The 24252-nt window shown below is 55.9% G+C and carries 26 protein-coding genes and 1 riboswitch; of the genes, 16 read left to right on the top strand and 10 right to left on the bottom strand.

Annotated elements, in window-relative coordinates:
- Nucleotides 1-59: 59 nt before the first annotated feature.
- From cysK to AC222A_RS12545, 3 genes are read left to right on the top strand one after another with little or no spacing between them, the layout of a single operon-like run.
- Entirely contained in the window at nucleotides 60-1040 is a 981-nt protein-coding gene (gene cysK / locus AC222A_RS12555; protein ID WP_372748409.1) for a cysteine synthase A, read from the top strand.
- Nucleotides 988-1347 (top strand): MGMT family protein, encoded by a 360-nt coding sequence (locus tag AC222A_RS12550; protein WP_372748410.1) that lies wholly within the window; start codon nucleotides 988-990, stop codon nucleotides 1345-1347. Before cysK ends, AC222A_RS12550 begins: the two co-directional genes overlap by 53 nt.
- Nucleotides 1348-1402: 55 nt before the next feature.
- Nucleotides 1403-2218: an ATP-grasp domain-containing protein gene (locus tag AC222A_RS12545; RefSeq protein ID WP_372748411.1), complete on the top strand. Its 816-nt coding sequence runs from the start codon at nucleotides 1403-1405 to the stop codon at nucleotides 2216-2218.
- Between the two features lie 10 nt (nucleotides 2219-2228).
- On the opposite strand, the gene AC222A_RS12540 is transcribed toward AC222A_RS12545, so the two are convergent.
- Nucleotides 2229-3536, bottom strand: a complete 1308-nt coding sequence (locus tag AC222A_RS12540) for an AmpG family muropeptide MFS transporter (protein WP_372748412.1) — start codon at nucleotides 3534-3536, stop codon at nucleotides 2229-2231.
- A gap of 83 nt (nucleotides 3537-3619) precedes the next feature.
- Between AC222A_RS12540 and AC222A_RS12535 the strand changes: the two genes are divergently transcribed.
- Together AC222A_RS12535 and AC222A_RS12530 are read left to right on the top strand one after the other, a co-directional pair.
- The gene (locus tag AC222A_RS12535; RefSeq protein ID WP_372748413.1) at nucleotides 3620-4501 is read left to right on the top strand and encodes an ABC transporter ATP-binding protein; all 882 of its coding nucleotides are present in this window, start codon (nucleotides 3620-3622) and stop codon (nucleotides 4499-4501) included.
- A 3-nt stretch (nucleotides 4502-4504) separates the two neighbouring features.
- Nucleotides 4505-5518 carry an ABC transporter permease gene (locus AC222A_RS12530; RefSeq protein WP_372748414.1) on the top strand — a complete coding sequence of 338 codons (1014 nt, stop codon included), beginning with the start codon at nucleotides 4505-4507 and terminating at the stop codon, nucleotides 5516-5518.
- Nucleotides 5519-5547: 29 nt separating this feature from the next.
- Here the strand turns inward: AC222A_RS12530 and AC222A_RS12525 are convergent, their stop codons facing one another.
- Complete coding sequence (locus AC222A_RS12525; protein ID WP_372798484.1) at nucleotides 5548-6312, bottom strand: crotonase/enoyl-CoA hydratase family protein; 765 nt, start codon at nucleotides 6310-6312, stop codon at nucleotides 5548-5550.
- Nucleotides 6313-6461: 149 nt separating this feature from the next.
- Here AC222A_RS12525 and AC222A_RS12520 point away from each other — a divergent pair, with 149 nt between their 5' ends.
- Nucleotides 6462-6782 carry a 2Fe-2S iron-sulfur cluster-binding protein gene (locus AC222A_RS12520; protein ID WP_372748416.1) on the top strand — a complete coding sequence of 107 codons (321 nt, stop codon included), beginning with the start codon at nucleotides 6462-6464 and terminating at the stop codon, nucleotides 6780-6782.
- A gap of 64 nt (nucleotides 6783-6846) precedes the next feature.
- Here AC222A_RS12520 and AC222A_RS12515 read toward each other — a convergent pair whose 3' ends face one another.
- On the bottom strand, nucleotides 6847-7329 hold the full coding sequence (locus tag AC222A_RS12515; protein ID WP_372748417.1) for a YajQ family cyclic di-GMP-binding protein: 483 nt from the start codon (nucleotides 7327-7329) through the stop codon (nucleotides 6847-6849).
- 71 nt (nucleotides 7330-7400) lie between these two features.
- On the opposite strand from AC222A_RS12515, the gene AC222A_RS12510 reads away from it, so the two are divergent.
- From AC222A_RS12510 to AC222A_RS12475, 8 genes are all read left to right on the top strand, one after another.
- Complete coding sequence (locus AC222A_RS12510; RefSeq protein WP_486775060.1) at nucleotides 7401-8303, top strand: ketopantoate reductase family protein; 903 nt, start codon at nucleotides 7401-7403, stop codon at nucleotides 8301-8303.
- Between the two features lie 29 nt (nucleotides 8304-8332).
- Nucleotides 8333-8515, top strand: a riboswitch (cobalamin riboswitch).
- Nucleotides 8516-8601: 86 nt separating this feature from the next.
- Nucleotides 8602-10401: a TonB-dependent receptor domain-containing protein gene (locus tag AC222A_RS12505; RefSeq protein WP_486775059.1), complete on the top strand. Its 1800-nt coding sequence runs from the start codon at nucleotides 8602-8604 to the stop codon at nucleotides 10399-10401.
- A gap of 43 nt (nucleotides 10402-10444) precedes the next feature.
- Nucleotides 10445-11050, top strand: coding sequence for a cob(I)yrinic acid a,c-diamide adenosyltransferase (cobO, locus tag AC222A_RS12500; protein WP_372764528.1), 606 nt, complete (start codon nucleotides 10445-10447; stop codon nucleotides 11048-11050).
- Complete coding sequence (locus tag AC222A_RS12495) at nucleotides 11044-11940, top strand: cobalamin-binding protein (protein ID WP_372750131.1); 897 nt, start codon at nucleotides 11044-11046, stop codon at nucleotides 11938-11940. The genes cobO and AC222A_RS12495 overlap by 7 nt, the downstream gene beginning before the upstream one ends.
- Before the next feature lie 28 nt (nucleotides 11941-11968).
- Nucleotides 11969-12913: a FecCD family ABC transporter permease gene (locus AC222A_RS12490; protein WP_372759637.1), complete on the top strand. Its 945-nt coding sequence runs from the start codon at nucleotides 11969-11971 to the stop codon at nucleotides 12911-12913.
- On the top strand, nucleotides 12913-13704 hold the full coding sequence (locus tag AC222A_RS12485; protein ID WP_372764532.1) for an ABC transporter ATP-binding protein: 792 nt from the start codon (nucleotides 12913-12915) through the stop codon (nucleotides 13702-13704). Before AC222A_RS12490 ends, AC222A_RS12485 begins: the two co-directional genes overlap by 1 nt.
- Nucleotides 13701-14348: a 5,6-dimethylbenzimidazole synthase gene (gene bluB, locus AC222A_RS12480; RefSeq protein ID WP_486775058.1), complete on the top strand. Its 648-nt coding sequence runs from the start codon at nucleotides 13701-13703 to the stop codon at nucleotides 14346-14348. The genes AC222A_RS12485 and bluB overlap by 4 nt, the downstream gene beginning before the upstream one ends.
- Complete coding sequence (locus AC222A_RS12475) at nucleotides 14333-15787, top strand: cobyric acid synthase (RefSeq protein WP_486775057.1); 1455 nt, start codon at nucleotides 14333-14335, stop codon at nucleotides 15785-15787. Before bluB ends, AC222A_RS12475 begins: the two co-directional genes overlap by 16 nt.
- Here the strand turns inward: AC222A_RS12475 and AC222A_RS12470 are convergent.
- The 3 genes from AC222A_RS12470 to cobU are packed head-to-tail and all read right to left on the bottom strand — an operon-like array spanning nucleotide 15784 to nucleotide 17945.
- The gene (locus AC222A_RS12470; protein WP_486775056.1) at nucleotides 15784-16392 is read right to left on the bottom strand and encodes a histidine phosphatase family protein; all 609 of its coding nucleotides are present in this window, start codon (nucleotides 16390-16392) and stop codon (nucleotides 15784-15786) included. The two genes, AC222A_RS12475 and AC222A_RS12470, sit on opposite strands and share 4 nt — an antisense overlap.
- Nucleotides 16385-17431: a nicotinate-nucleotide--dimethylbenzimidazole phosphoribosyltransferase gene (gene cobT, locus AC222A_RS12465; protein WP_372749954.1), complete on the bottom strand. Its 1047-nt coding sequence runs from the start codon at nucleotides 17429-17431 to the stop codon at nucleotides 16385-16387. The genes AC222A_RS12470 and cobT overlap by 8 nt, the downstream gene beginning before the upstream one ends.
- Before the next feature lies 1 nt (nucleotide 17432).
- On the bottom strand, nucleotides 17433-17945 hold the full coding sequence (gene cobU / locus AC222A_RS12460) for a bifunctional adenosylcobinamide kinase/adenosylcobinamide-phosphate guanylyltransferase (RefSeq protein WP_372749955.1): 513 nt from the start codon (nucleotides 17943-17945) through the stop codon (nucleotides 17433-17435).
- Between the two features lie 105 nt (nucleotides 17946-18050).
- On the opposite strand from cobU, the gene AC222A_RS12455 reads away from it, so the two are divergent.
- A complete protein-coding gene (locus AC222A_RS12455) occupies nucleotides 18051-18605 on the top strand; it encodes a cob(I)yrinic acid a,c-diamide adenosyltransferase (protein ID WP_372749956.1) in 555 nt (184 codons plus the stop codon).
- Nucleotides 18606-18610: 5 nt separating this feature from the next.
- On the opposite strand, the gene AC222A_RS12450 is transcribed toward AC222A_RS12455, so the two are convergent.
- From AC222A_RS12450 to AC222A_RS12435, 4 genes are all read right to left on the bottom strand, one after another.
- A complete protein-coding gene (locus tag AC222A_RS12450; protein ID WP_486775055.1) occupies nucleotides 18611-19498 on the bottom strand; it encodes an ROK family protein in 888 nt (295 codons plus the stop codon).
- 7 nt (nucleotides 19499-19505) lie between these two features.
- Nucleotides 19506-20357, bottom strand: coding sequence for a regulatory signaling modulator protein AmpE (ampE, locus tag AC222A_RS12445; protein WP_372811071.1), 852 nt, complete (start codon nucleotides 20355-20357; stop codon nucleotides 19506-19508).
- Nucleotides 20358-20361: 4 nt separating this feature from the next.
- Nucleotides 20362-20910 carry a 1,6-anhydro-N-acetylmuramyl-L-alanine amidase AmpD gene (ampD, locus tag AC222A_RS12440; protein ID WP_486775054.1) on the bottom strand — a complete coding sequence of 183 codons (549 nt, stop codon included), beginning with the start codon at nucleotides 20908-20910 and terminating at the stop codon, nucleotides 20362-20364.
- A 125-nt stretch (nucleotides 20911-21035) separates the two neighbouring features.
- Nucleotides 21036-23315 (bottom strand): DUF1631 domain-containing protein, encoded by a 2280-nt coding sequence (locus tag AC222A_RS12435; RefSeq protein WP_486775053.1) that lies wholly within the window; start codon nucleotides 23313-23315, stop codon nucleotides 21036-21038.
- 389 nt (nucleotides 23316-23704) lie between these two features.
- On the opposite strand from AC222A_RS12435, the gene nadC reads away from it, so the two are divergent.
- Nucleotides 23705-24252: carboxylating nicotinate-nucleotide diphosphorylase (gene nadC, locus AC222A_RS12430; RefSeq protein ID WP_486775052.1), on the top strand; the 548-nt coding region annotated here is incomplete at its 3' end.

The following is a 24252-nucleotide window of genomic DNA, read 5'->3' as shown; positions in this document are numbered from 1 at the left end:
AATCCGCGCAATAAAGGCGTAGTCTTTTGTCATTTCAACACTGCCGCGGGGACACGCCCATGATTTACGATTCCATTCTCGACACTATCGGTCATACCCCGGTCGTCAAACTGAACCGCATCGCCCCCGATCACGTGACGATGTATGTGAAGTGTGAGTTTTTCAACCCACTGGCCTCCGTCAAAGACCGACTCGCCATCGGCATTATCGAAGATGCCGAAAAGCGCGGCGTTCTAAAGCCCGGACAGACAGTGGTCGAAGCCACCTCCGGTAACACCGGCATTGCACTGGCCATGGTGTGCGCCGCCAAGGGCTACCCCTTTGTAGCCACTATGGTGGAAACCTTTTCCGTTGAGCGCCGCAAAATCATGAAGGCACTGGGCGCAAAGGTGATTCTGACCCCCAAAGAAAAGCGCGGCACCGGCATGGTAGAGCTGGCCAAGAAACTGGCTGAAGACAACGGCTGGTTCTGGGCCAGCCAATTTGAGAATGAAGCCAATCCGGCGTATCACCGCAACACCACCGGACCGGAAATTTTGCGCGACTTTGCAGGCAAACGGCTGGACTACTGGGTTACCGGCTGGGGTACAGGCGGCACCATGACCGGCGCCGGACAAATGCTGAAACTGGCGCGGCCAGACCTGAAAATTATCGCCACTGAACCTGAGGGTGCGCAGCTGATGGGCGGCAAAGACTGGGCACCGCACATGATTCAGGGCTGGACACCCGATTTCCTGCCGAAGGTGCTGGATAAATCCGTCGCTGATCACATACTGCCCGTGACCGATGTGGAAGCGCGCGACACAGCGCGCAAACTGTCGCAGCAGGAAGGGATCTTCTGCGGCATCTCTGCCGGAGGCACTGTAGCCGCTGCCCTCAAAGTAGCGCAGACCGCCGAAAAAGGTTCCGTCTTACTGGCCATGCTGCCCGACACCGGTGAGCGTTATATGTCCACCTTCCTGTTTGAAGGTATTACGGAAGAATCCGATGAAAACTGGCTTGAACAAACCACCGGCAAAAGCAGCAACGCCTATTGGTGAAACACCGCAGGAAGCGGTTTACCGGGTGGTGGCCAGCATTCCACACGGACAACTCGCCAGCTACGGCCAAGTCGCGGTGCTGGCGGGGCTCCCGAAACAAGCCCGACGCGTTGGTCGCATCCTCAGCCAGCTGCCACCCGATAGCAAACTGCCCTGGTATCGGGTGGTCAGCGCTTCGGGGAAAATCAGCTTCCCGCCAGATAGCCCCGGCTACCGGCGGCAACTGCAGTACCTACTTGCCGAAGGAAGCGCTTTACCAGATGGCCGGCTGCGCTGGCGCGATTGCCGCGTAGTAAATAGTGCTTGACGAAAATTCAACTCTGGCATAAAAAGCGCGATCTTTTTTTTGGCTATCACCGTGTATGGCATGGGTTTCTTTCGACGTCTTTCGCACTTTGGGTTTCCCCGACACCCTTAATCTCAAAGCAGACCATCTGTTCCGCCACAAACAGGAAATCGCCGCTGCCGAATGGGTGCTTTTTCCACCGTACTGGCAATTGAACTCGTTACTGTACGGCCTGAACACCAGAGTCTTTCCCAGTGAAGCTAGCTACCGCTTGGGACACAATAAGGTGGAAATGACCCGCGCCTTTGAACTGGTGGCGCCGGCACACACACCGCATACCTTGATTGCTGCCAACACACCTGAGAACGCGCAGCGACTGTGGGCAGAAATGCATCTGCCCTTTGTCGCCAAACAGCCAAAGGCTGCGATGGGCGAAGGCGTCTGGCTGATTGAAAATGCCGCCGACTGGCGTGCCTATCTCGGTAAAACAGATACCCTGTACGCCCAAGAATACCTGCCCATCGACCGGGATATCCGGGTTGTGATTGTGGGAGAGAGCGTAGTGGCCGCCTACTGGCGCAAGCAGGCGCCGCGAGGTTTCTATAACAATCTTGCCAAGGGCGGCAAGCCGGACTACAGCCCGGTACCCGAACAGGCTATCGAACTGGCGCTGCATCTGGCACGGTCGCTCACTATAAACCACGCGGGTTTCGATATTGCGATGGTCGGCGCACACCCATACGTACTGGAATTCAATCGCCTGTTCGGAAACCAGGGCATTCCGGGCGGAGACAAACAGCTGCGGCAAAGTATTCTCGACGTGCTGCAGCGCGGCGCCAAACCAGAGCCACGCACGCCAATCAAACCCGGACGCCTACGACAGGCCGCTTGAGTACAACCGGCTATGGAAGTGCGCCGCGCGCTTCTCGGCGCGCCAGCACCGGCACCAGTATAATAGCGGGAATGCCCACCGCCGCCGCAATCAGGAAAAAACTCGGGTAACCACCGGCATCAACTATCAAGCCGGAGAAGCCACTGAAAAATTTCCCCGGCAGGGTCATCAGCGAGCTGAACAGCGCATACTGAGTCGCGGTATACGCTCTATTGGTCAAACCAGACAAGTAAGCCACAAAAGCGGTTGCGGCAATACCGCCACTGATATTATCGGCACTGATCACCACCATCAATGCGCGAATATCCGGCCCCACGTATGCCATAACCGCAAACAGGATGTTGGTCGACGCCACCATCACCGCCCCCAGCATCAAGGGTCGATATACCCCCCAGCGCACCACCAGAACCCCGCACAAAAAAGAACCGGCGACACTCATGAAAAAGCCAAAAACTTTGGCCACCGACGCGATCTCGGATTTACTGAACCCCAAATCGAGATAAAACGGGTTAGCCATAATGCCCATCGTGATATCGCTGAGGCGAAACACAGCAATAAACAACAAGATCACAAGCGCAAAAGAGCCGTTGCGACTGAAGAAATCCGTAAACGGACTGACAATCGCGTCAGCAAACCAGACCTGAAGATCTCTGAGCCGACCGCCATGCCTGCCGAAAATCGGCGAAGGCAGCTCCCGCTCGGGCTCAGCCACCAGCAACACCGTGATCACCCCCACCCCCACCAGCGCCGCCATGCTTAGGTAGGCCAAGGTCCAGTTTGTCAGGTCGGCGATAAACAGCGCACCAGCACCAGCAACCAGCAGCGCAACCTTGTAGCCAAACACATAACTTGCCGACATGGCTCCTTGATAGTCCGTGATCACGGCTTCAATCCGGTAAGCGTCAATCGCGACATCCTGCGTGGAGGACGAAAAAGCCACCAGCAGTGCCAGCAATGCCACGGCCATCAGGTTAACCGCCGGATCAACAAAGGCCATCCCCGCCAGCCCCAGGGCGATGCCAATTTGCCCAAGAAGTATCCAGCTGCGGCGCTGCCCAAGTGACCGACCGATGCCCGGCAACACCAGACGGTCCACCACCGGGGCCCACAGCACCTTAATGGAATAGGTGATCCCTACCCAGCCAAAAAAACCAATGGCGCTGCGCGCCACACCGGCATCGGTCAGCCAGGCGGACAGCGTTGAGAACACCAACAGAAAAGGCAAGCCCGCGCTGAAGCCAAGAAAGAACATGGCCAACACCCGCGGATGAGCGTATATCCGGGCGGCTTCCAACCAACCCACTGTGGTTTTTTGCATGATTTATTTGTAAGACGAGAGGCTAAAAGGGACATGCTATACTGCGCCGCTTCTTTTCGCGAGAACTGTACGCCCAGGAACTCATGACGCCAATTCTCGAAGTTCGCAATTTGACCAAGCACTACCGCCTTGTACAGGCAGTAAAAGGCATCTCCTTTTCCATTCCAGCAGGAATTTGCTTTGGATTGCTTGGCCCCAATGGCGCCGGAAAATCCACCACCATCGAAATGATCGAGGGCATTAAACAGCCCACCGGCGGCGAGATACTGTATAAAGGCGCGCCGCGCGGTACCGATTTCGCGCAACAGTGTGGCATTCAGTTCCAGTCCACCGCGCTGCCGGATTTCTTGCAGGTACGCGAAGTACTGGCACTGTTCCACAGCTTCTACAGCAAAACCCTGCCAATAGACGAGCTGGTGACACTGTGCGACCTGGGCGAGTTTCTCGATAACGAGGCCAACCGGCTCTCAGGTGGCCAGAAGCAGCGCTTGCTGCTGGCGTTGGCGCTCATCAATGATCCGGAGATTGTATTTCTCGACGAACCGACCACCGGTCTGGATCCGCAATCGCGAAGACGCTTCTGGTATCTGATCGACCGAATAAAAAAACAGGGTAAAACAGTTATTCTCACTACCCACTACATGGATGAAGCAGAATCGCTGTGCGACGATCTGATCATTATCGACCATGGAACCATTATTGATCAGGGTTCCCCCCAGTCACTGCTGCAAAAACATTTACCGCACAGGCAGGTGAGTCTGAACACCGACGTGGCGCTGGATACCGCCGGCATCACCGGCGAGGTCAACCGAGCACCCGGAGCAATAACCATCGACACCCTGAGTGTCGAAAAAACCCTGCAGGAGCTCATGGCCTGCAATGCTGACCTCTCCAGCCTGCGAGTACACAATCCGACGCTGGAAGATCTCTTTATCAAACTCACTGGCCACGCACTGCGGGAATAAGGCATGGACAAGTTCTGGGCGCTGTTCAAAGCGCGCAATATGGAATTCTATCGGGACAAGGCGGCGCTTTCCTGGGCATTCATCTTCCCCTTGCTGATTATTGTTGGCTGCGCACTGGCTTTTTCCAACCCGGATCAGACAGTGCTGCGTCTGGGCATCGTCGGCACCGCCGACAACTACCAAGATCTGTCGCTGGCCCAACAGCCCTATGTCGAAGCCACCGAGTATCAGAGTAAGCCACGGGCGCTGGAACAGATACAGCATCACCAAATTGATCTGTTGGTGGAGCGTGAGTTTGACGGCCTGCGCTACTGGGTGAATCCCGAATCATCCGCTGGACTGGCGGCACGCCAGCTATTGCTGTCCCTCGACAGCAACAAACAGCTGGCGGAAGAGCAGTTAACCGGGCAAGCCGTACGCTATGTCGACTGGGTAATGCCCGGGGTGCTCGCCATGAACATGATGTTCGCTGCGCTGTTTGGCATTGGATATGTGATCGTGCGCTACCGTCAAAACGGCGTGCTCAAGCGGTTTCAGGCAACACCGGTAAGTGCCCTGCAATTTATTGTTGCGCAGATGGCATCTCGATTGATGATTGTGGTGGTGGTCAACAGCCTGATCTTTATTGGCTGCGACTATTTTCTCAATTTACTGATGCTCGGCAGTTACAGCCTGCTATTGCTGATTGTTCTGGCAGGGTCGCTGTCGCTGCTGGCACTGGGGCTGGTGATTGCCTCGCGTACCGCCAGCGAAGAACTCGCCGGAGGTTTGCTCAACACCCTGACCTGGCCAATGATGTTTTTCTCAGAGATATGGTTCAGCCTGGAAAATGCGCCCGGATGGATGCAAGGCTTCGCCAATCTGATGCCGCTGACTCACGTTGTGAAAGCGGCGCGGGCTGTCATGATTGAGGGTGCAGGCTTGGCCGCGATAGCGCACCACCTCGCCGCCCTGTTGATTACAACGGCGCTATGCTTATTACTGGCCGCCCGCCTGTTTCGATGGCAGCGCGAGTAATCGCGCTGCCATCTTGTCAAAGCGACTTTTTAACGCCCCTTCCAGTTGGGCGCCCGCTTCTCAGCAAATGCGGTAGCGCCCTCAATCGCATCTTCGCTGGTAAAGATAACGTCTACCTGCTTCTGCTGATTGCCAAACATTTCATCCAGCGACCAGTCTTGCGACGCAAGAATCACTTCTTTCGATTTGATCACCGCCAACGGACCGTTGGCCGCAATGGCTTGGGCCAACGCTTTGGCGCCCTCAAGTGCCGTTCCAGGCTCCACTACTCGGTTGATGAGCCCTAACTCGTAGGCCCTTTCAGCGTCGATAAAGTCACCGGTCAACGCCAGCTCCATGGCGATACGCGGTGGAATTTGGCGCGGCAGTCGCATCAAACCGCCCGCTGCAGCCACTAAACCGCGCTTGGCTTCCGGAATGCCGAAACGGGCATTGCTGGCAGTCACAACCAGGTCGCAGGACAGCATGATTTCAAAACCACCAGCCAGCGCGAAACCCTCAACAGCGGCGATTAATGGTTTCTTGGGTAACGATTCCACCAGACCGGCAAAGCCCTTACCTTCGATAAACGGCATTTCGCCACTGACAAAGGCTTTGAGATCCATACCAGAACAGAAAGTACCTTCGGCACCCGTCAGAATTGCGACTTGAATACTGTCATTGCTGTCCAGCTCATCCATGGCTGCCGCCACGCCTTTGGCCACCTCCAGATTGATCGCATTTTTTGCCTTGGGGCGATTGATCGTAATGGTCATTACGCCATCGGCAATTTCCGTCATTACAGCGTCACTCATTATCTTCTCCAGCTTATTGATCTGATTATCGAGCAGACAATAATGTACACTCAGCCCCCAAGCCGCAAGCCCCCGCTAGGAAACTTGCGCAGTGCGCAACCGGTCTGCAACAGACCACCACAAAACAATAGAGAACTCGAGGAGCGATTGTGCCACTACTGATTTTTCGCGATGCCAATGGCAATCAATTCGATGTGGAGGCCGAGATTGGCGATACGGTAATGCAGGCAGCGATGAACGCCGGCATCGATGGCATACTGGCCGAATGTGGCGGTATGTGCAGTTGCGCTACTTGCCATGTATACATTGAAGACGCGCGCTTTAACGAGGTGCCTCAGGCAAGCCCAACTGAACGGGAAATGCTTGATGCGGCAAGCGAGCCGCAGGAAACCAGCCGGTTGAGCTGCCAGATCACCGTGACCGCAGAGATGGAAGGCATGGTGTTTACCACGCCAGCGTCACAGTACTGATATAGTCGCCCCCATGTTGCTCCAAGCATGGCTCAGTCCAAACATGGAGGGCGCACCTGATTACTTAATCCCGGAAATTGTTGAACTGCAGCGGCTGTTCAAGGTCTTCACTTCGTAACAATGCCATGACCTGCTGCAGGTCATCACGCTTTTTCCCGGTAATGCGCACCTGATCTCCCTGAATCTGGGCCTGCACCTTCAGTTTGGAATCTTTTACCAGCTTAACAATTTTCCTTGCGAGCGGCTGTTCCAGGCCATTTTTCATAGTTACCGCGACTTTCACCTGTTTACCGGCAGTCTGCTGCTCGCCGACGTCCATGGCCAACGGATCAATCTCACATTTGATCAGAGCAGCGCGGAGCATGTCTTCCATCTGTGACAGCTGAAAATCGGCTTCAGCAATCATGGTGACACCCAGTGCCTCGCGCTGAAAGGCAGCGTCGACACCTTTAAAGTCGAATCGGTTATCAACAATTCGCTGCGCCTGATCTACCGCATTGGTAAACTGGTGCAAATCCACTTCGGATACGATATCAAAGGACGGCATGTTTTATTCCCACAAATCTTGGCGAGTGCGCATGGTAGCACCTGTCGCGCGCCCGGAAAATTCCCGCATCCATGTCTGATCCATGGCTAATACTCGGCGCCGGCAGCATCGGTGCGTTGTGGGGAATCCGGCTGCATCAGGCGGGTAAAACACCGACGCTGCTACTGCGACCCGAGGCGCTTGGCCGCTACGAAGGTCTCACCCTGAGCGGCGAAGGTAAATTTTGTCTGCCCGCCGTCAGTGCCGAAACCATCGATCATCCGATCTCGCGCCTGCTGGTTTGTTGCAAATCTCACCAGACGTTATCAGCGCTCAGTGACATTGCTCCCCACCTTGCCCCCAATGCTACCGTGGTCGTGGTGCAAAACGGTATGGGTGTAGCCGAACAGCTTCAAAAACAATACCCTCAGTGGCAACTATTCAGCGGCACCACTACCAATGGCGCCCATCGCAGCGCCCCGTTTACCATCACCCCCGCCGGTCGCGGTGACACACTGATCGGATCACTGACGGGCAACTTTCGGCAAGCAGAGACTCTTGCCGAAAGCCTGAGTTGCCCGGGCTTTCCGGTCAACGCTTGCAGCGACATTACCGAAGCCTTGTGGCAGAAACTCGCCATCAACTGCGCCATTAACCCGCTCACTGTGCGCTACCGTTGCCGCAACGGTGAGCTACTTTCAAACCCGGCTGCCTACCGCGATCTGCAACAGGTGTGCGAGGAGTTTTTTCAACTCAGTGTCGCACTGGGGCGCGAATCGTGGGTTGAAAACCTGCTCGATACCGTAACCGAGGTTGCCTGCAAAACGGCTGCGAACCGATCGTCCATGTTGCAGGACGTTGAAGCGGGTCGCGCCACGGAGATCGAGGCGATTACCGGCTATGTGTGCGGTATCGCGGCCGACGCTGGCATCGACATTCCCGTCAATCAAACCCTCTACCAGGACATTCGCCAGCTCCACCCCGCAACTCGCTAAAATTGACACCCGCCCTGGCAGCCAGTAGAGTGCGCGCACCTGCCTAGGGTGCCCACTGGCCTGATTGCAAATCAGTGCTGGCGTGGGTTAAACGGGAAGTCTGGTGACAGTTCAGCAAGAACTCAGTCCAGCGCTGCCCCCGCAACGGTAATCAAAGTCTTTTTGTGAAAGTCATTTGAGAGCCCGGAACCGGCCCTTGCAGATACATCGATGACGCGGAGGGCTTCATCGGGTCATATACCTGTATATCACCCCACCCCTCCCTCATTGCGTTAACTACAATGCTTTGGGGAAATCCATGAAAAAGCTGACTCTGGCCACACTGGCACTGGCATGCGCTACCGCCCAAGCCAACCCTATTGAAACAACGATCGTCACCGCAACCCGCACCCAACAGACCATCGATACCACACTGGCACCGGTCACCGTGATTGACCGCGAAGAAATCGAGCGCAGCCAGGCTCGCGATGTGCTGGAGCTGCTGAGCACCACGACCTCCGTCACCATTACCCGCAACGGCGGCGCTGGCGCAGCCAGTAGTGTACTTGTCCGCGGCAATGCCTCAAGCCACACCCTGGTCCTGATCGACGGACAGCGCGTAGGCAGTGCCACGCTGGGCACAACCAACCTGTCGATGCTTGAGCCCGAGCAAATCGAGCGTATTGAAATCGTACGCGGCCCACGCTCCAGCCTGTATGGCAGCGATGCCATCGGCGGTGTTATCCAGATCTTTACCCGCAAAGGCAGCCTGAACGGCGGTATTTCGCCGCTGATCAAAGCAGGTTATGGCAACAAAAACACCAGCAAAGCTGTGGTGGGCTTGTCGGCTGGCGACGATGCTGCCTACGCCAATCTGATGGTGACGCACTTTGATACTCAGGGCATCGATAACCTTGAAAGTGATGCCGGCCTTAACGGTGATGACGATGCCTATCGCACCAGCGGGCTCAGCCTGCGCAGCGGCGCCAAAGTCGGCATTGCGGACCTTGGATTGAGCTATCAACGCACCGAATCTGAAAATGAATACGACAGCGCGTTTTCACCCAACGCCCTCCTCTATAGTCATTCCGTTATAGAAAGCGTAAGCGCTGAAGCCAATCTTCAATTGCTCGAGAACTGGGTAAGCACCCTGCGCCTTGGCAAATCCAAAGATGACAGCCTCAACCTGAATGACCTGAACCCCGCCACGCGCACAAGTTTCACTACGCGTCGCGACAGCGCCCTGTGGCAGAACGACCTTCACTTAGGCGATCACATCGTCTCTGTGGGCGGCGAGTACTATGATGAATTCGTCGACAGCACCACCAACTACACAGAAGATGAACGCATCAACAAAGCCGGCTTTGCCCAATTGCAAAGTGACTTTGGCGCGCATGACCTTGCGGTAGGCGCACGCCACGAAGACAACGAGCAGTTCGGCGCCTTTAAAACCTGGACCGCAAGCTACGGCGTTGACCTGTCTGAAAGCACCCGCCTGATTCTGTCCAAGGGAACCGGCTTCAAGGCACCCACATTTAACCAGCTCTACTTCCCCGGCTTCGGCAACCCCAATTTCGTACCGGAAGAGTCTGAAAACACAGAAGTTGAAGTACGCTATCACCGGGACAACTATGGCCTATCTCTAGCAGCCTTTGAAAACGATGTGGAAAACCTGATCCAGTATAACCCGGCGACGTTTACCACAGATCAGATCAGTAAAGCGGAAATTCGCGGCACTGAACTGACCTCTTTCGTTCGCGTTAACGAATGGTTGCTCAATGCCAACCTCACGGTACTGCGCCCACTCGATAAAGCCACTGACAATGATATTCGCCGCCGTGCGCGTCGTTCTGCCACCATCAGCGCAGACCGCCAGTTGGAACGTTACAGCTACGGTATTCAGGTTCGTGCGCAAGGACGCAGCTATGAAGATGCGGCCAACAATCAGGATCTTTCCGGTTTTGCACTGGTGGATCTGCGCGGCAGCTATCAGTTCACTTCCAGCGTTTGGGTACAACTGAGCCTTAAAAACCTGTTCGACCGCAATTATGAAACCGCACGCGGTTTTAATAACGAAGGTCTGACTTCCATGCTGACTCTCGTTTACGAGCCCAAGTAGGCAACGTATCCTTGCCGATAAAGGACACAGGACAACAGAAGCCATGAGCACAGACCGCAACGAACGCCATAAGAAAGCCATGCAGCGCCGCAAAGCGCTGGTAGATGAAAAAGTGGCACAGGCTCAGGAAGAGCGCGGCGTGCTGATTGTGCTCACGGGCAACGGCAAGGGTAAATCAAGTTCCGGCTTTGGTACCGTAATCCGCTGCTTGGGTCACGGCTACAAGGCCGGTATCGTGCAATTCATTAAAGGTACCTGGGATTGCGGCGAGCGGGATTTTATTCTCGAACGCTGCCCCGAGGTGCCCTTTCACATCATGGGCACTGGTTTTACCTGGGAAACTCAGGATCGCGAGCGGGATATTGAAGCAGCGTTACAAGCCTGGGAGAAAGCTGAAAAATTATTGACCGACGAAAGCCTTCATCTGGTATTGCTGGATGAACTGACCTATGTACTCAAGTACGGCTGGGTAGAGCAGGAACGTATCTTCACGGCATTACGTAACCGACCTCGCGAACAATCCGTCATCATCACTGGACGCGCCGCGTCCAAAGCCTTGTGCGATCTGGCAGACACGGTGTCCAATATCGATGTTGAAAAGCACGCTTTTCATGCTGGCATCAAGGCTCGCAAAGGGATCGAATGGTAAGACTGACGCCAGCATTAGTTACAACCTTCGTTGCTGCTCTGATAACTGCTGCTGCCGCGCATGCCAATCCAAAACGCTGCGTGGTGGACGATATTGAGCATACTGTGTGCCTGTCGCAACCGGCCCAACGAATCATCGCGCTTTCACCCGGCGCAACTGAACTACTGTTTGCCGCTGGAGCCGGCAACCAGGTTGTCGCCGCTGTTACGTATTCCGACCACCCGGAAGCGGCCAAGGCTCTTCCGCGGATCGGCAGCTACAACCGCTTTGATATGGAAGCCATCCTCGCAGCGCGACCAGACCTGATTATTGCCTGGAAAGAGGGCAACCCCCGAGAGCAGGTGCTGCAACTACGCGAACTCGGTATCCCGGTGTATCACGGCGACCAGCGTGATTTTAAGGACATTGCTACAACGCTTAACCGACTGGGTGTACTTGCAGGCACAGAAATGCAAGCCAACACTCGCGCCGCACATTTTCTCGAAGCGATTGAACACTATCGGCAACGCTATAGTAAGGCCGCGAAAGTACCAACCTTTTATCAGGTGTGGATCAATCCCCTGATGACCGCAAACAATCAGCATTTTATTGGCCACGCACTGGCACTGTGTGGTGGCGAAAATATTTTTGGCGAGCTGCCACGTCTGACCCCCCGCATCAGCGAAGAGGCTGTCCTGTCTGCCAATCCGGAAGTCATCATTGCCGGCGGCATGGGCGAGGATGATCCGAGCTGGCTCGAACCCTGGCGCACTTACCGCAATCTGCTTGCCGTGCAGCGCAACAATCTGTTTTTTGTGCCGCCCTCTACCCTGCAACGCCCAAGCCCTCGCCTGCTCGATGGCATCGAGCAGCTGTGTGCTCACCTGGACACCGCCCGTGGCCGCCGCTGAAGTACTGCGCCGTCGCGGTTTGCCGCTGATGCTGCTGGCCAGCGCCACACTGGGCTGTATTGCAGTGAGTGTTGCAGTGGGCAGTGTTTCGCTGAGCCTTGCCGACGTATGGGCCGTACTTACCGGCAAAGGCGAACCTCTACACCGCACCCTGATTCTGGATTTACGCCTACCCCGTGCGCTGGCGGCATTCGCAACCGGTGGGCTGCTTGCCGTAGCCGGTGCGTTGATGCAAGTGCTGCTGCGCAATCCACTGGCCGACCCTTACGTGCTTGGCCTGTCCGGTGGTGCCGCCGTTGCCGCCTTGCTCAGCATGTTGGCCGATTACCCTCCGGTTGTTGTCTCCATTGCAGCATTTATGGGCGCCTTGGGCTCTGCGGTACTGGTTTTTGGTCTGTCCCACGGTCGCGGCAGCTGGACCACCACCCGGCTACTGTTAACCGGTGTCGTTATCTCTTCCGGCTGGGGTGCGGTCATTACTTTCATGTTGGCAATTGGCCCCACCGAGCGCCTGCCGGGTATGCTCTACTGGCTGATGGGCGATCTGGCCTATGCCCGTAGCCCCTGGCCAGCCCTTATCGTACTGGGTCTGACCAGCCTGATACTCTTGCCACTGGGGCGCAGCCTGAATGTCTTATCGCGCGGACCACTGCAAGCCGCTGCGCTGGGCGTCGCTGTCAGACCGCTGGAGTGGAGTATCTATGGCAGTGCCAGTTTACTTACCGCCAGCGCTGTTACCACCGCGGGCAGCATCGGCTTTGTCGGTCTGGTGGTACCGCACATGCTGCGGCTAGTGCTGGGCAATGATCAGCGCTTAATACTTCCTGCAGCCGCGTTAGCCGGGGGCGCACTACTGGTATTGGCCGACACTGTGGCAAGAACAGCCATTGCCCCCGAACAACTCCCTGCCGGCGTTATCACTGCTCTGCTCGGCGTACCCACCTTCCTCTACTTGTTGTACCGGAGCCGCTGATGGCCACCCTCAGCGCACGACAACTGATCATTGATATACCAGATCGAGCCGACGGCAGCGCGCTTGATTTCACAGTGCAGCCCGGCGAAATCTGGGGCGTACTCGGCCCCAATGGCGCCGGAAAAACCACACTGCTTCACACCCTTGCCGGGTTAAAAGCGCCGCGCCAAGGTCATGTCGAACTGGATGAGCTGTGTTTTTCGCAGTGGCGACGCAAGCAGATTGCGCAACGAGTGGCCGTGGTCTTTCAGGAGCGCCAGGACGGCTTTCCAGCCACGGTGATGGAAACGGTTCTGATTGGCAGGCACCCCTATATGGCGCCGTGGGATGTGGAAACCGCTGAAGATATGGCGATTGCCCGCGATGCTCTGACCAGAACCGCGCTGAGCGCATTTGAAGATCGTCTGGTTTCCACCCTGTCTGGCGGAGAGCGACAGCGTCTCGCCATTGCCACCGCCCTGTGCCAGCAGCCCGACGTATGGCTTGCTGACGAACCCGGCAATCATCTGGACCTGCATCACCAGGTACAGGCCATGACCCTGTTCGCTGAACAGGCCAGCGCAGGCCGCTCAGTTTTGCTCTGCCTGCATGATCTGAATCTCGCGGCGCGCTGGTGCAGCCACATTCTGCTACTTTACCCCGATGGTCGCGCCTGCTGGGGTGAGGCCGATACCATGCTGAAGAAAGGTGCGCTTGAGCAGCTCTATAGCCAGGCACTGAGTGAAGCCTGCGTGGACGGCCGCCGATATTTTGTTCCCGCTCAAAGCCAACATAGCGAAGACTGGTCGTGACCGACAACCGTTTTTCCGAAGCAGATCGACGCGCCGTGTATCGCGCTATTCATGAACGGCGGGATATGCGTCATTTCAGCGGCGGCTCTATCGAACCCGATATTCTGTCGCAGCTGCTCAGCGCCGCGCATGCTGCGCCCAGCGTCGGCTTGATGCAGCCCTGGCGCTTTATTCGCATCACCGACCGCTCGCTGCGAGATCAGTTGTACCAGCAGGTACAAACTGAACGCCGAGCCACAGCCGCCGCACTGGGTGAACGAGAATCAGAATTCATGGCGCTGAAGGTAGAGGGCATTCTCGACTGCGCCGAGCTGCTCGTGGTGACCTTGAAGGACGAACGCGAACAACATATTTTTGGCCGCCGCACCATGCCGCACATGGATATTGCCTCAACCGCCTGCGCCATCCAGAATCTCTGGCTGGCAGCGCGCGCAGAAGGGTTGGGTATGGGCTGGGTATCGCTGTTTGAACCTGCCGCACTTAGCAACCTGCTCCAACTCCCTGAAGGCGCAGCGCCACTGGCAATACTCTGCCTCGGACCCGTTACACAGTTTTACGAACGACCCATGCTGGAACAGGAAGACTGGGCGCAACGTGCCCCGCTCGAACAGTTTGTAATGGAAAACCAATGGCAAAAACCCTGATGGTTCAAGGTACCACCTCGGACGCTGGCAAAAGCGTGCTGGTGGCTGGTTTGTGTCGTGTACTGCTACGGCGTGGACTCACTGTGGCACCCTTTAAACCGCAGAATATGGCACTCAACAGCGCCGTCACGATTGACGGTGGCGAGATTGGGCGCGCCCAGGCGGTGCAGGCACGAGCCTGTGGACTCGAGCCACACACCGACATGAACCCGGTACTGCTCAAACCCAATACTGATATCGGCGCACAAGTGATCATTCATGGCAAAGCACTCGACAACATGGATGCGGCCGTTTACCACGACTATAAACCTCGGGCACTGCGCGCGGTGCTGGATTCCCACCAACGATTGAGCGGTCGCGTAAACTACGTGATGGTGGAAGGCGCCGGAAGTCCGGCAGAGATCAACCTGCGCGAGGGTGATATCGCCAACATGGGCTTTGCCGAAGCAGTCGACTGCCCTGTGATTCTGGTCGCCGATATCGACCGTGGTGGTGTGTTCGCTCACCTGGTGGGCACACTAGCGCTGCTCTCGGAATCAGAACGCAATCGGGTAAAGGGTTTTGTCATCAACCGCTTTCGCGGCGACATAGCTCTATTGCAAAGCGGCCTGGACTGGCTGGAGGACTACACCGGAAAGCCGGTACTGGGTGTGGTGCCCTATCTGCAGGACTTTTACCTGGAAGCCGAAGACGCCATTGATCGCAATCAGATTCTAGAAGACCCGCAATTAAAAATATGCGTACCGGTGTTTTCCCGTATCGGCAACCACACAGATTTCGACCCGCTGCGACTGCACCCGTTAGTTGATTTTCAGTATATACGACCCGGCCAAGCCATCCCTAACTGCGACTTGATTCTGCTACCCGGCACCAAAAACACACGAACAGATATGGCGTTGATGCGCCAGCACGGCTGGGAGAAGGCGGTGCATGCACACCTTCAGCGTGGCAAAAAACTGATGGGGATCTGTGGCGGCTATCAAATGCTTGGCCAGGTCATTCACGACCCATTGGGTATTGAGAGCAGTGCAGGCTCAACCCCGGGGCTGGGTCTCGCAGATTTTGAAACTACCATGACCGCAGAGAAGATTTTGCGCCATACCCAAGGCACCCTGCTGGACGCCATGGCGCGTGGCTACGAAATTCACTGCGGCATCAGTGAAGGTCCGGCACTCGCGCAATATCCCGCGCTGAGCGGCGACTATGGGCCCGATGGATATTTGTCGCCAGACCAGCAGATTCTGGGGACTTATCTGCACGGCGTGTTTGACAGTAAAGCGGCACGCGATGCAATTCTTCGCTGGGCAGGTTTGACGCAAACCTCGGACTTCGACTTTGAAGCGCTGCTGGAGGCCAATCTCGAGCGGCTTGCCGATTGCCTGGAAGAACATCTAGATATGTCGCAGATATTCTCGCTAATGTCGCACGCGAAAACCTAGCCCCGGTGAAAGACCAGCTGGGCCCAGGGCTCAGTTCCCGCCATCTCAAAGATTTTAAAACGAGACATACCAGCATAGGGCACAGACAAACTGGTGATGGCATCGAGCGGCATCTGCAGCCAGTTCACCATGATCGAACGGATCACCGCACCGTGGGCGACGACCAGAAAATGCTGACCGCGCAACTGTTGCGCCCACTCACCGATTGCGGGCGTTATCCGTTCATGAAAATCCACCATGGCTTCACCGTTAGGTGCTATAGCCTGAGAGGGCTTGCCGAAAAAGGCGCGCCATTCTTTGGGATATAGCTCACGCACCTCAGCAACTTTCTGCCCTTCCCAGTCTCCAAAGTGAATTTCCCGCAGGCGAGCATCCGTGGCGACCGGTGTCTCACGCTCCTCACCCAGCCAGTGGCCAAATTCGCGGCAGCGCCGCAAATCAGAGCACACGATATGCGACCAGCCGGATTCCCCCTGCACGGCGCTGCGCATTTGTTCCCAGCCCTTATCGCTCAGCGCCACATCGGTACTGCCGCGAAAGATCTCGCCCCCTTCGCAGGCGCCGTGGCGCAACAGATCAACCGTGGTTACACGAAACTCAGCCACCGCGACTCACACCCGCTTCATCAAAGCTTGCCATATCCCGGTGCAGGGCGCAGGCGGCCTGCAAGATAGGCAATGCCAACGCCGCACCACTGCCTTCGCCCAGGCGCATTTCCAGCGATAGCAGCGGTTTTGCTTCCAGTTTAACGAGCAATTTCTCGTGACCGGGTTCTGCCGAACAGTGAGAGAAAAACAGCCACGGCCTGATCGACGGGTTTACCTTGACGGCAGCCATCGCTGCAGCGGTACAGATGTAACCATCGACCATAACCGCAATGCCTCTTTGGGCGGCCCGGATATAGGCTGCCGCCAAGGCGTTTACTTCGAAACCGCCGATACGACGCAGATAATCGGCGCCGGCACGCATGTGCGGAATATGCTTGGACAATGCGCGCGTAACGACGGCAGCCTTTTTAGCTAATCCCTGATCGTTAATACCGGTGCCGCGCCCTACCATTGCCTGAGCGGCGAGCTTGGTATGGGCTACTGCCATCGCTGCGGCGATGGTGCTGTTGCCAATGCCCATTTCACCGCCAATAAACAGATCGATATCACCGGCGGTATCGATGGCCTCTTTGCCCGCTGCCATACACTCTTCAAACTGTCGCTCATCCATCGCTGGACTGTTGCAGATATTTTGCGTGCCGGCAGCGACACGACGGTCTTCAACATTCGGCAGCTCTTCCAGGGAATCAACGGTACCCATATTGAATACCCGAAATGGTACGTTCAGTGTTTTTGCCAACACAGTAATCGCCGCACCACCGGCGGAAAAATTACGGACCATTTCCGAGGTTACCGACTGTGGATAAGCGGAGATTCCCTCAGCGGCTACGCCGTGGTCACCCGCAAAGACAACAATGGCCGGCCGCTCTATTTTGGGGTTTAGCGTTCCCTGATTACCGGCCAACTGGATGGCCACGTCTTCAAGCCTGCCCAGCGAACCTTTGGGCTTGGTAAGGTTATCCTGCCGAGCTCGCGCCAGCGTTATAATCTCTTCATCAGGCGCTGGAGCCTCTTCCAGGTACCACGCTTCTTCCACCTCAATTCTCCTTTAGTGTTATCGCTATACCGGCGACCACAAATTTAACGCGGTCGCACTGTGTCGCCAGCGCCTGATGGAGCCAGCCGCTTTCATCGACAAACTGCCGCGCCAGTGCGTTGACCGGCACTACCCCTTGTCCCACTTCATTACTGACCAACACAATATCGCCTGGCAGCTCCGGTAGGACTTCTAAAAATTCAAGCTTGGCCTGCTGCCATTGGTCCTCGCCCTGCTCCAGCCAATTGCTCAGCCACAGAGTGAGACAGTCAACCAGAATGCATCGATCTTCACGCGCGTGCTGACGCAAGGCCGTACTAAGCGCAAGCGGCTCTTCAATCGTGAGCCAATGTTGATCCCGATCAGCGCGGTGCCGGGCAATTCTGTCACCCATTTCGCCATCGCGAGGCTGCGCGGTGGCCAGATAAACACGCGCTTTACCGGTTGCGCAAACGGCGGCCTCAGCCAGGCGACTCTTACCCGATCTTGCTCCACCCAGGTAAAATTCAATCACGTGGTTGACCTGCTCCTTCGCGGAATCCGTTACACTACAGCTGCGCTGCAGCAAAGCTGCCTATTCTAACGCAATTTACCGAGCACTCCGCAAAAAGAGGTCAGCATGGGACACCGACTGTCTAAAATCTACACACGTACCGGCGATGACGGAACCACCGGTCTGGGCGATGGCAGCCGTATCGACAAAGATGCACCGCGCATGGAGGCCATTGGCACCGTGGATGAAATCAATAGTCATGTTGGTGTGCTGGTGGCCGCTCTGGCCGACGAGGATGAATACCGCCCGCTGCTATCGCAAATCCAGCACGATCTGTTCGATCTCGGCGGGGAGTTGGCGGTACCCGGTTTTACCCTGATCACCGACGAGCGTATCACCGCGCTGGAAAACGAGCTGGACCGTTTGAACGAATCGCTGCCACCACTGAAGAATTTCATTCTGCCCGGCGGCAATCTCGCGGCGGCCCATTGCCACCTTGCCCGTGTGGTCTGCCGACGCGCAGAACGCTGCGTAATCACGCTGAGCAAAACCGATAGCATCAACGAACCGGTGCGCAAATACCTCAACCGGCTGTCAGATCTGTTGTTTGTTCTTGCTCGACTGATTGCGCGCCGTGATGGCGGCCAGGAAGTGCTATGGCAGCCCGCCAATAAATCCTAGTAGCATCAGGCGGCGGGCCATAGCCAGGCCGCGCCGCGCACACCACTGGCGTCGCCGTGTAAGGCTTTTACCACCGACGTCTGACACTCTCGCCCAAAAACACTGCCCGCCAGCTGATTGTTGAGCAATGGATAAAGCGCGTCGATATTGGATAAGCCGCCGCCGAGTACAATGATATCCGGGTCGGCTATATTGATAACCGTTGCAAGGGCTTTCGCCAGCGCCGCGGCATAAGCTCCAATTACCGCAAGCGCGCTGGATTCTCCCTCTTGCGCACGCTGCGCCAGATCATGAGTACTTTCTATTGCAGGGTTGAGCCGTTTTGCGCTGCGCAACAAGCCGCTGCCGCAAAGATAGGTTTCAATACAATCGCTGCTGCCACAGTAACAACGACGATGCTCGTTCGCACCCGGCAGCGGGTTATGCCCCCACTCGCCGCCAAGAAAATTACGCCCCAGCAGCGGCTGATTATCCACCACCAGACCTCCCCCGACGCCGGTACCGAGAATGACACCGAATACGACTTGCTGCCCAGATCCGGCGCCATCCACGGCCTCAGAAAGCGCGAAACAATTGGCGTCGTTGGCGAGCCGCACCTCCCTGTTCAATGCCTGCTCCAGATCGGCCTTTAGCGGCTTGCCGTTGATAACGGTACTGTTGGCGTTTTTCATCAAGCCGGAGTGGATCGATGGCGCGCCGGGCGTGCCAACTCCCACCGTTGCCTGCCTGCCAATCTCGCGCTCAAACTGAGCGACCATACTGGCAATGGCGTCGATGATATTGTCGTAATTGTGGGACGGAGAAGCGACACGCTGCCTGAATAGCGGCGCGCCGGAATCGGCCAATACAACGCCTTCTATCTTGGTGCCACCAAGGTCGATACCAATGCGCACGGTGAGCTCACATCAATTGCAGTAGCGCCAGAAAAACCAACCAGCAGAAGACACTGCGCGATAGAATTTTCTGGGCGCTTCGCAGCTCCGCCTCGGCCTGCTCGGTAAACTGCTGCTCGCTAATGGCTGCGCCGATATCACCAGACAATACTGCTGAGCCGGTAGCATGCAGCACCTCACCGGCGGGTGATGCATCCACAGCAACCGGTGCCACCGCCTGAATACCGCGTTCGAAATCTCCGACGATTGCGAAGGTTAGCGCCAGTGAACGCGCCGGTAACCATTCAATATAGAAAACCATCTGATCCAGCAGCGACTGTTCGCTGGCATCAGACCCTATCCTGCTATCCATGATTTTGCAGAGCCGATACAGTAAGGCCGCCGCTGGCCCCAGCAGAACAAACCAAAACACAACAACAAACCAGCGCTCAAAGCCCTCGTAAAAAATGGCACGCCGTACCTGTTCATGTAACTCGGCGGCGTTATGCATTGACGCGCTGCCGTCAAAATCTTCCAGTTGACACGCGTGCTCATAGGCGGACTCGAGGTCTCCACGCTGCCAGGCGGCTACATACAAATCCAACTCGGAGGTAAAATCGCCACGACCTAGCGCGTACAAAAGCACAGCGATGTAAAACAGCAGCAGAGGCAGACCGAAAAGGACCCCGGTCAGCAACCCATCCACTAGAATGACCGCCACAACCGGCAACAGTATGAGGATGGCCAAGCGCCAACGGTGATCTTTGACCGCCTGAAGGCGCCGATAAGTGGAGTCCACCCAATCGTCGCGCTGTATGACGGCACCGTGGCCCCAGACCTGAATGACAATCAGCACCGTGACTACCGCTAGAAATTCCATCGTATCAGCTCAATTCCTTTTTGAAGTAGGCCCAATCAAAAGCGGGCCCCGGATCTGTTTTACGCCCCGGTGCGATATCGCAGTGACCAACAATACGCTGTTTGCCAATTAAAGGGTACTTGCGCTGCAAGGCCTGCGTGACCTGCACCAGCGTCTGATATTGCTGCGCGGTATAACCCACGGTATCGGTGCCCTCAAGCTCGATGCCAATGCTGTAGTCATTGCAGTTGGGACGACCTGCAAATTCAGAGACCCCCGCATGCCAGGCACGGTCATCGAACGAGACAAACTGTGTGGTGTGGCCGCTGCGGTCTATCAATGCGTGCGCGGACACTTCGAGGTCACGCAGATCGGCAAAGGAGGGGTGCGCATCACAATTGAGACAATTACAAAAAAGATCGTGGATATAGCGGCCACCAAAAACACCGGCAGGCAGGCTGATGTTGTGTATGACAAGTAAATCTACCACCGTGTCGCCAGGGCGCTCACCATAGTTTGGAGAAGGACAATGCTCTACGCCCTGAAGCCACCCGCGGTCATCAATGGAGAACATGCTTGTACCGTATAGTAGAAAAGCCCGCGAGCAGCGGCCCTAAAACAGATGTTTATAACAAGCGTCCGTAACCGAGGCTTTCGGCAACCCTCGTATCAGCGAGGCTTGCCGGCAACATCACGCCATTAGACCGGCTTGTCTTTCATATCGCGAAGGTTACTGATGACCGACTCCAGCGCCCGATCAAACAACATGCCGTCATCCAGCAGCGCCATCTGATCTGAAGCAAGCTTCGCCACCAGATCGGCCTTCTCATATTCCGCCACTTTCATTCCGGAGCGGTTAACGAAGATATGGCGACCGGTACTGGCAATCACTGCCGCAAGACGACAACGCAGTGTTTTACCTGCTTCTTGTGGTATTTCCACCCAGTTACCCACCTGCAATCGAGCCAGGCGGCGCTCTGCCTCTTCCAGCTCTTTCTCACTGGCAGCGGAGCCCTCTCCCAAAGTCTTTGCCAGCGAAGCATCCAGTGCATCGAGGTCGACTTTCTCAGACGGCGCGTCGTCTACTTTTGTTTTTAGATTCACAGGCGTCCCATCCAAATTTTTATTGTTTTGCTCTTTACCCGGCTCACTCAGTTTGCGCAGCCGATTCAAATGCACAGTTTCCAGTTGTTGCAATTGCTCTTTGAGATCATAGGGGTTGTAGCCCACTTGATTCAAGCCTGATCTCAAATCTTCCAGTATGGTGGGCAACTCCGACAGCAACTTATCACGATGAGCCGCGTTGGCAACCGGCTGAACGCTCCAGATCAGACTGTCTACCAGAGTAACCGATTGCTGCCACGCACCACTGTCCTTACCGTGCTGCACATAGTTCAAAAACAGCACTTTGCTCCAGCCTTCCCGGAGAATTGTTGACAGCGGCTCTGGAACGGCGGTTTGATGCATTTTGAGGTCAAGCAGCTCATCTACTGCCTTACGCGCCTCATCCGCAACTTTCTGACTATCCTGGACATCTTGTAAGCGTTTATTGACGATTTCCGCGCGGCGCTGCTCCTGCTGGAGGTAGACCTTGAATTCCTCCAACGCCTCATCAAAGACTGAAGCCGTTCCATCAGCACGCGACAGCACGTCTTTCACAATGCTTTCTATTTCTACATACAAAGGGTCTTCATCAATATCGCCCTCGGGCTGCCATCCGATACAGGCGTCTGCAATAGTGTTCAACAACAGACGCGCCGGGTGGCCTTCCTTGCTGAAAAAACGCTTATCCAGCATCGCAGCCTTTAGTACCGGGATTTGCAGATGCGCAATAAGGCCACGCATCGGGCTAGCCACACTCTCGTCTTCAAGAATGTACTGAAACAGCAAAGAGACCAGATTGATGACGTCGAAATCGCGCTGCGCCAGCCCCTCTTCAGACTCATTCATGGGGCTATTGCCAATTCCCCGCAGCCGCTCGGCCATATCCGCCGTCAACTGGGTGAATTCACCTGCAAAAACAATTTGCGGACTGGCATGCAACAAGCGCTCGAGCTCAGAGCCCTGCAGCTCCTGCAAAACCGACATCAAGGAGGCACGTGAAATCTGGATCTTGCCAGAATCTCCGGGGGAATTGGCTGCGCTCGCGAACAGGCTTTTCAGTACATCGAATACGGAACCGGAAGATTGCTTCGCCAGCTCATCCACATCCACCACATCGGTGGCTTCAGTCAGTTCAGCAGCCGCTTCAGGCACCTGCTGCGCCAACGGTTCCTCGACACCCTCGGTTTTCTTTACGACAGGGTTAGATTCGATATACAAGCCAGCGGCACGTAGAATTTCAGCCAGTTCCTGGTAAAGCCCACCAAATTCAGACACAACGTGCCGATCAAACAGTTTGAATAGCACCAGCTTGGGCTTGATGCTGATATCCAGATCCCGCGTGGATTTGGCAAAGGCGTCACATATTGCCAGCGGCCCCAGCGGGAGCTGGTTTTCGTTCATGGCAATCACTGAACCGTTAGACGCACTCCAGCCTTCAAAGCTGGCCATCAGTGAAGCGATCGGCTGAACAAAGCGCTTGCTGGCCTTGCTGGCCATACTCTCGACCGCCACCTGCTCTTCCATGTCGTCGTAGTCGAGAAGCTCCAGCGGCTTCAGCGTGCTGCCTCCGGTAGACTCACCGGCGCCAACCAGAGCGTGGAAAGGAGCAAAAAGATGGTTGCGGAAATCGTCTTCTAGCCGACGACGGTGCACACGGATTTCCCGCATGGCTTCAAAGTAGAGGTTCTGCTCACTGGCATTGAGGGCGCGATCAGCAAGCTCGAAGAGCGCATCGTCAGCGTTATCCAGCAGCTTCTGCATATGGTCAGACAAAAACTGCCACCCACACTCATGGCATGCTGCAAAAATAGCCGGTAGCGAGCCACCCGCATTTTGGCCAGACCGAAGCTGAACAACTTTCTTTTCATTACTCATGTTGCGTCTCGTTTAACTCTGGCCAGCACGACATTGATCGAATGATTTGTAGCACTTGCCAACATCCGACGGTTCACCGCGTCGCTCCGGTCCAAACTGCAGCAAACCTAGTAGAAAGAGTATCCAAGGCCTTAGCTTAGGTCAACTACCACACAAAACACGTTAAGCGTCACGTTGTGCCCTGTCGTCGTGACTCAACAACATAATAACCATATGTTTTTAATGGCTTTTCGGCAAACACACCCACTATACTATGAAGCCCGCCCTGACAAACAGCAGATACCCGTAAATGTACCTATCACGCCACGAATCGGGCCTCAAAGCGCAGTCTCACTGTAAAGCGGCAGCGACCATTGCTAAACTATCGGCCTCTGCAAAGGAATAAGATATTGAACCACAAAGTGTTACAAAATGATGTGCGCAGCGCCGTAGAGTGCGCCCTGCGCGAAGATATCGGCAGCGGCGACATTACCGCCATGCTGGTACCCGAAACGGCGCAAGCCGAAGCCCGCATCATCTCCCGCGAATCGGCCATCATTTGCGGCCAGGCTTGGGTGGACGAAGTGTTTGCGCAGCTCGACAGCAGTGTCAACGTAAGCTGGAAAGTCGCAGATGGCGATCGCGTAGAGCCAAATCAGACCCTATTCACCCTGCAAGGTCCCGCACGCAGCCTGCTCACCGGTGAGCGTACCGCGCTCAACTTCCTCCAACTGCTCTCAGGCACCGCCACCACCTGCCGCCAATATGCTGATCTCGTGGAAGGCACCGGCGTAAAACTGCTGGACACCCGCAAAACTATCCCCGGGTTGCGCACCGCCCAGAAGTACGCGGTAACCTGTGGTGGCTGCTACAACCACGGCTTTGGACTATTCGATGCCTTCCTTATCAAGGAAAACCATATCGCCGCCTGCGGCGGCATACCGCAAGCTATTGAGAC

The organism is Litorivivens sp. (genome assembly GCF_057445395.1).
Note: the sequence above shows the minus strand (reverse complement) of the source record. Positions and strands in the feature narration are given on the sequence as shown.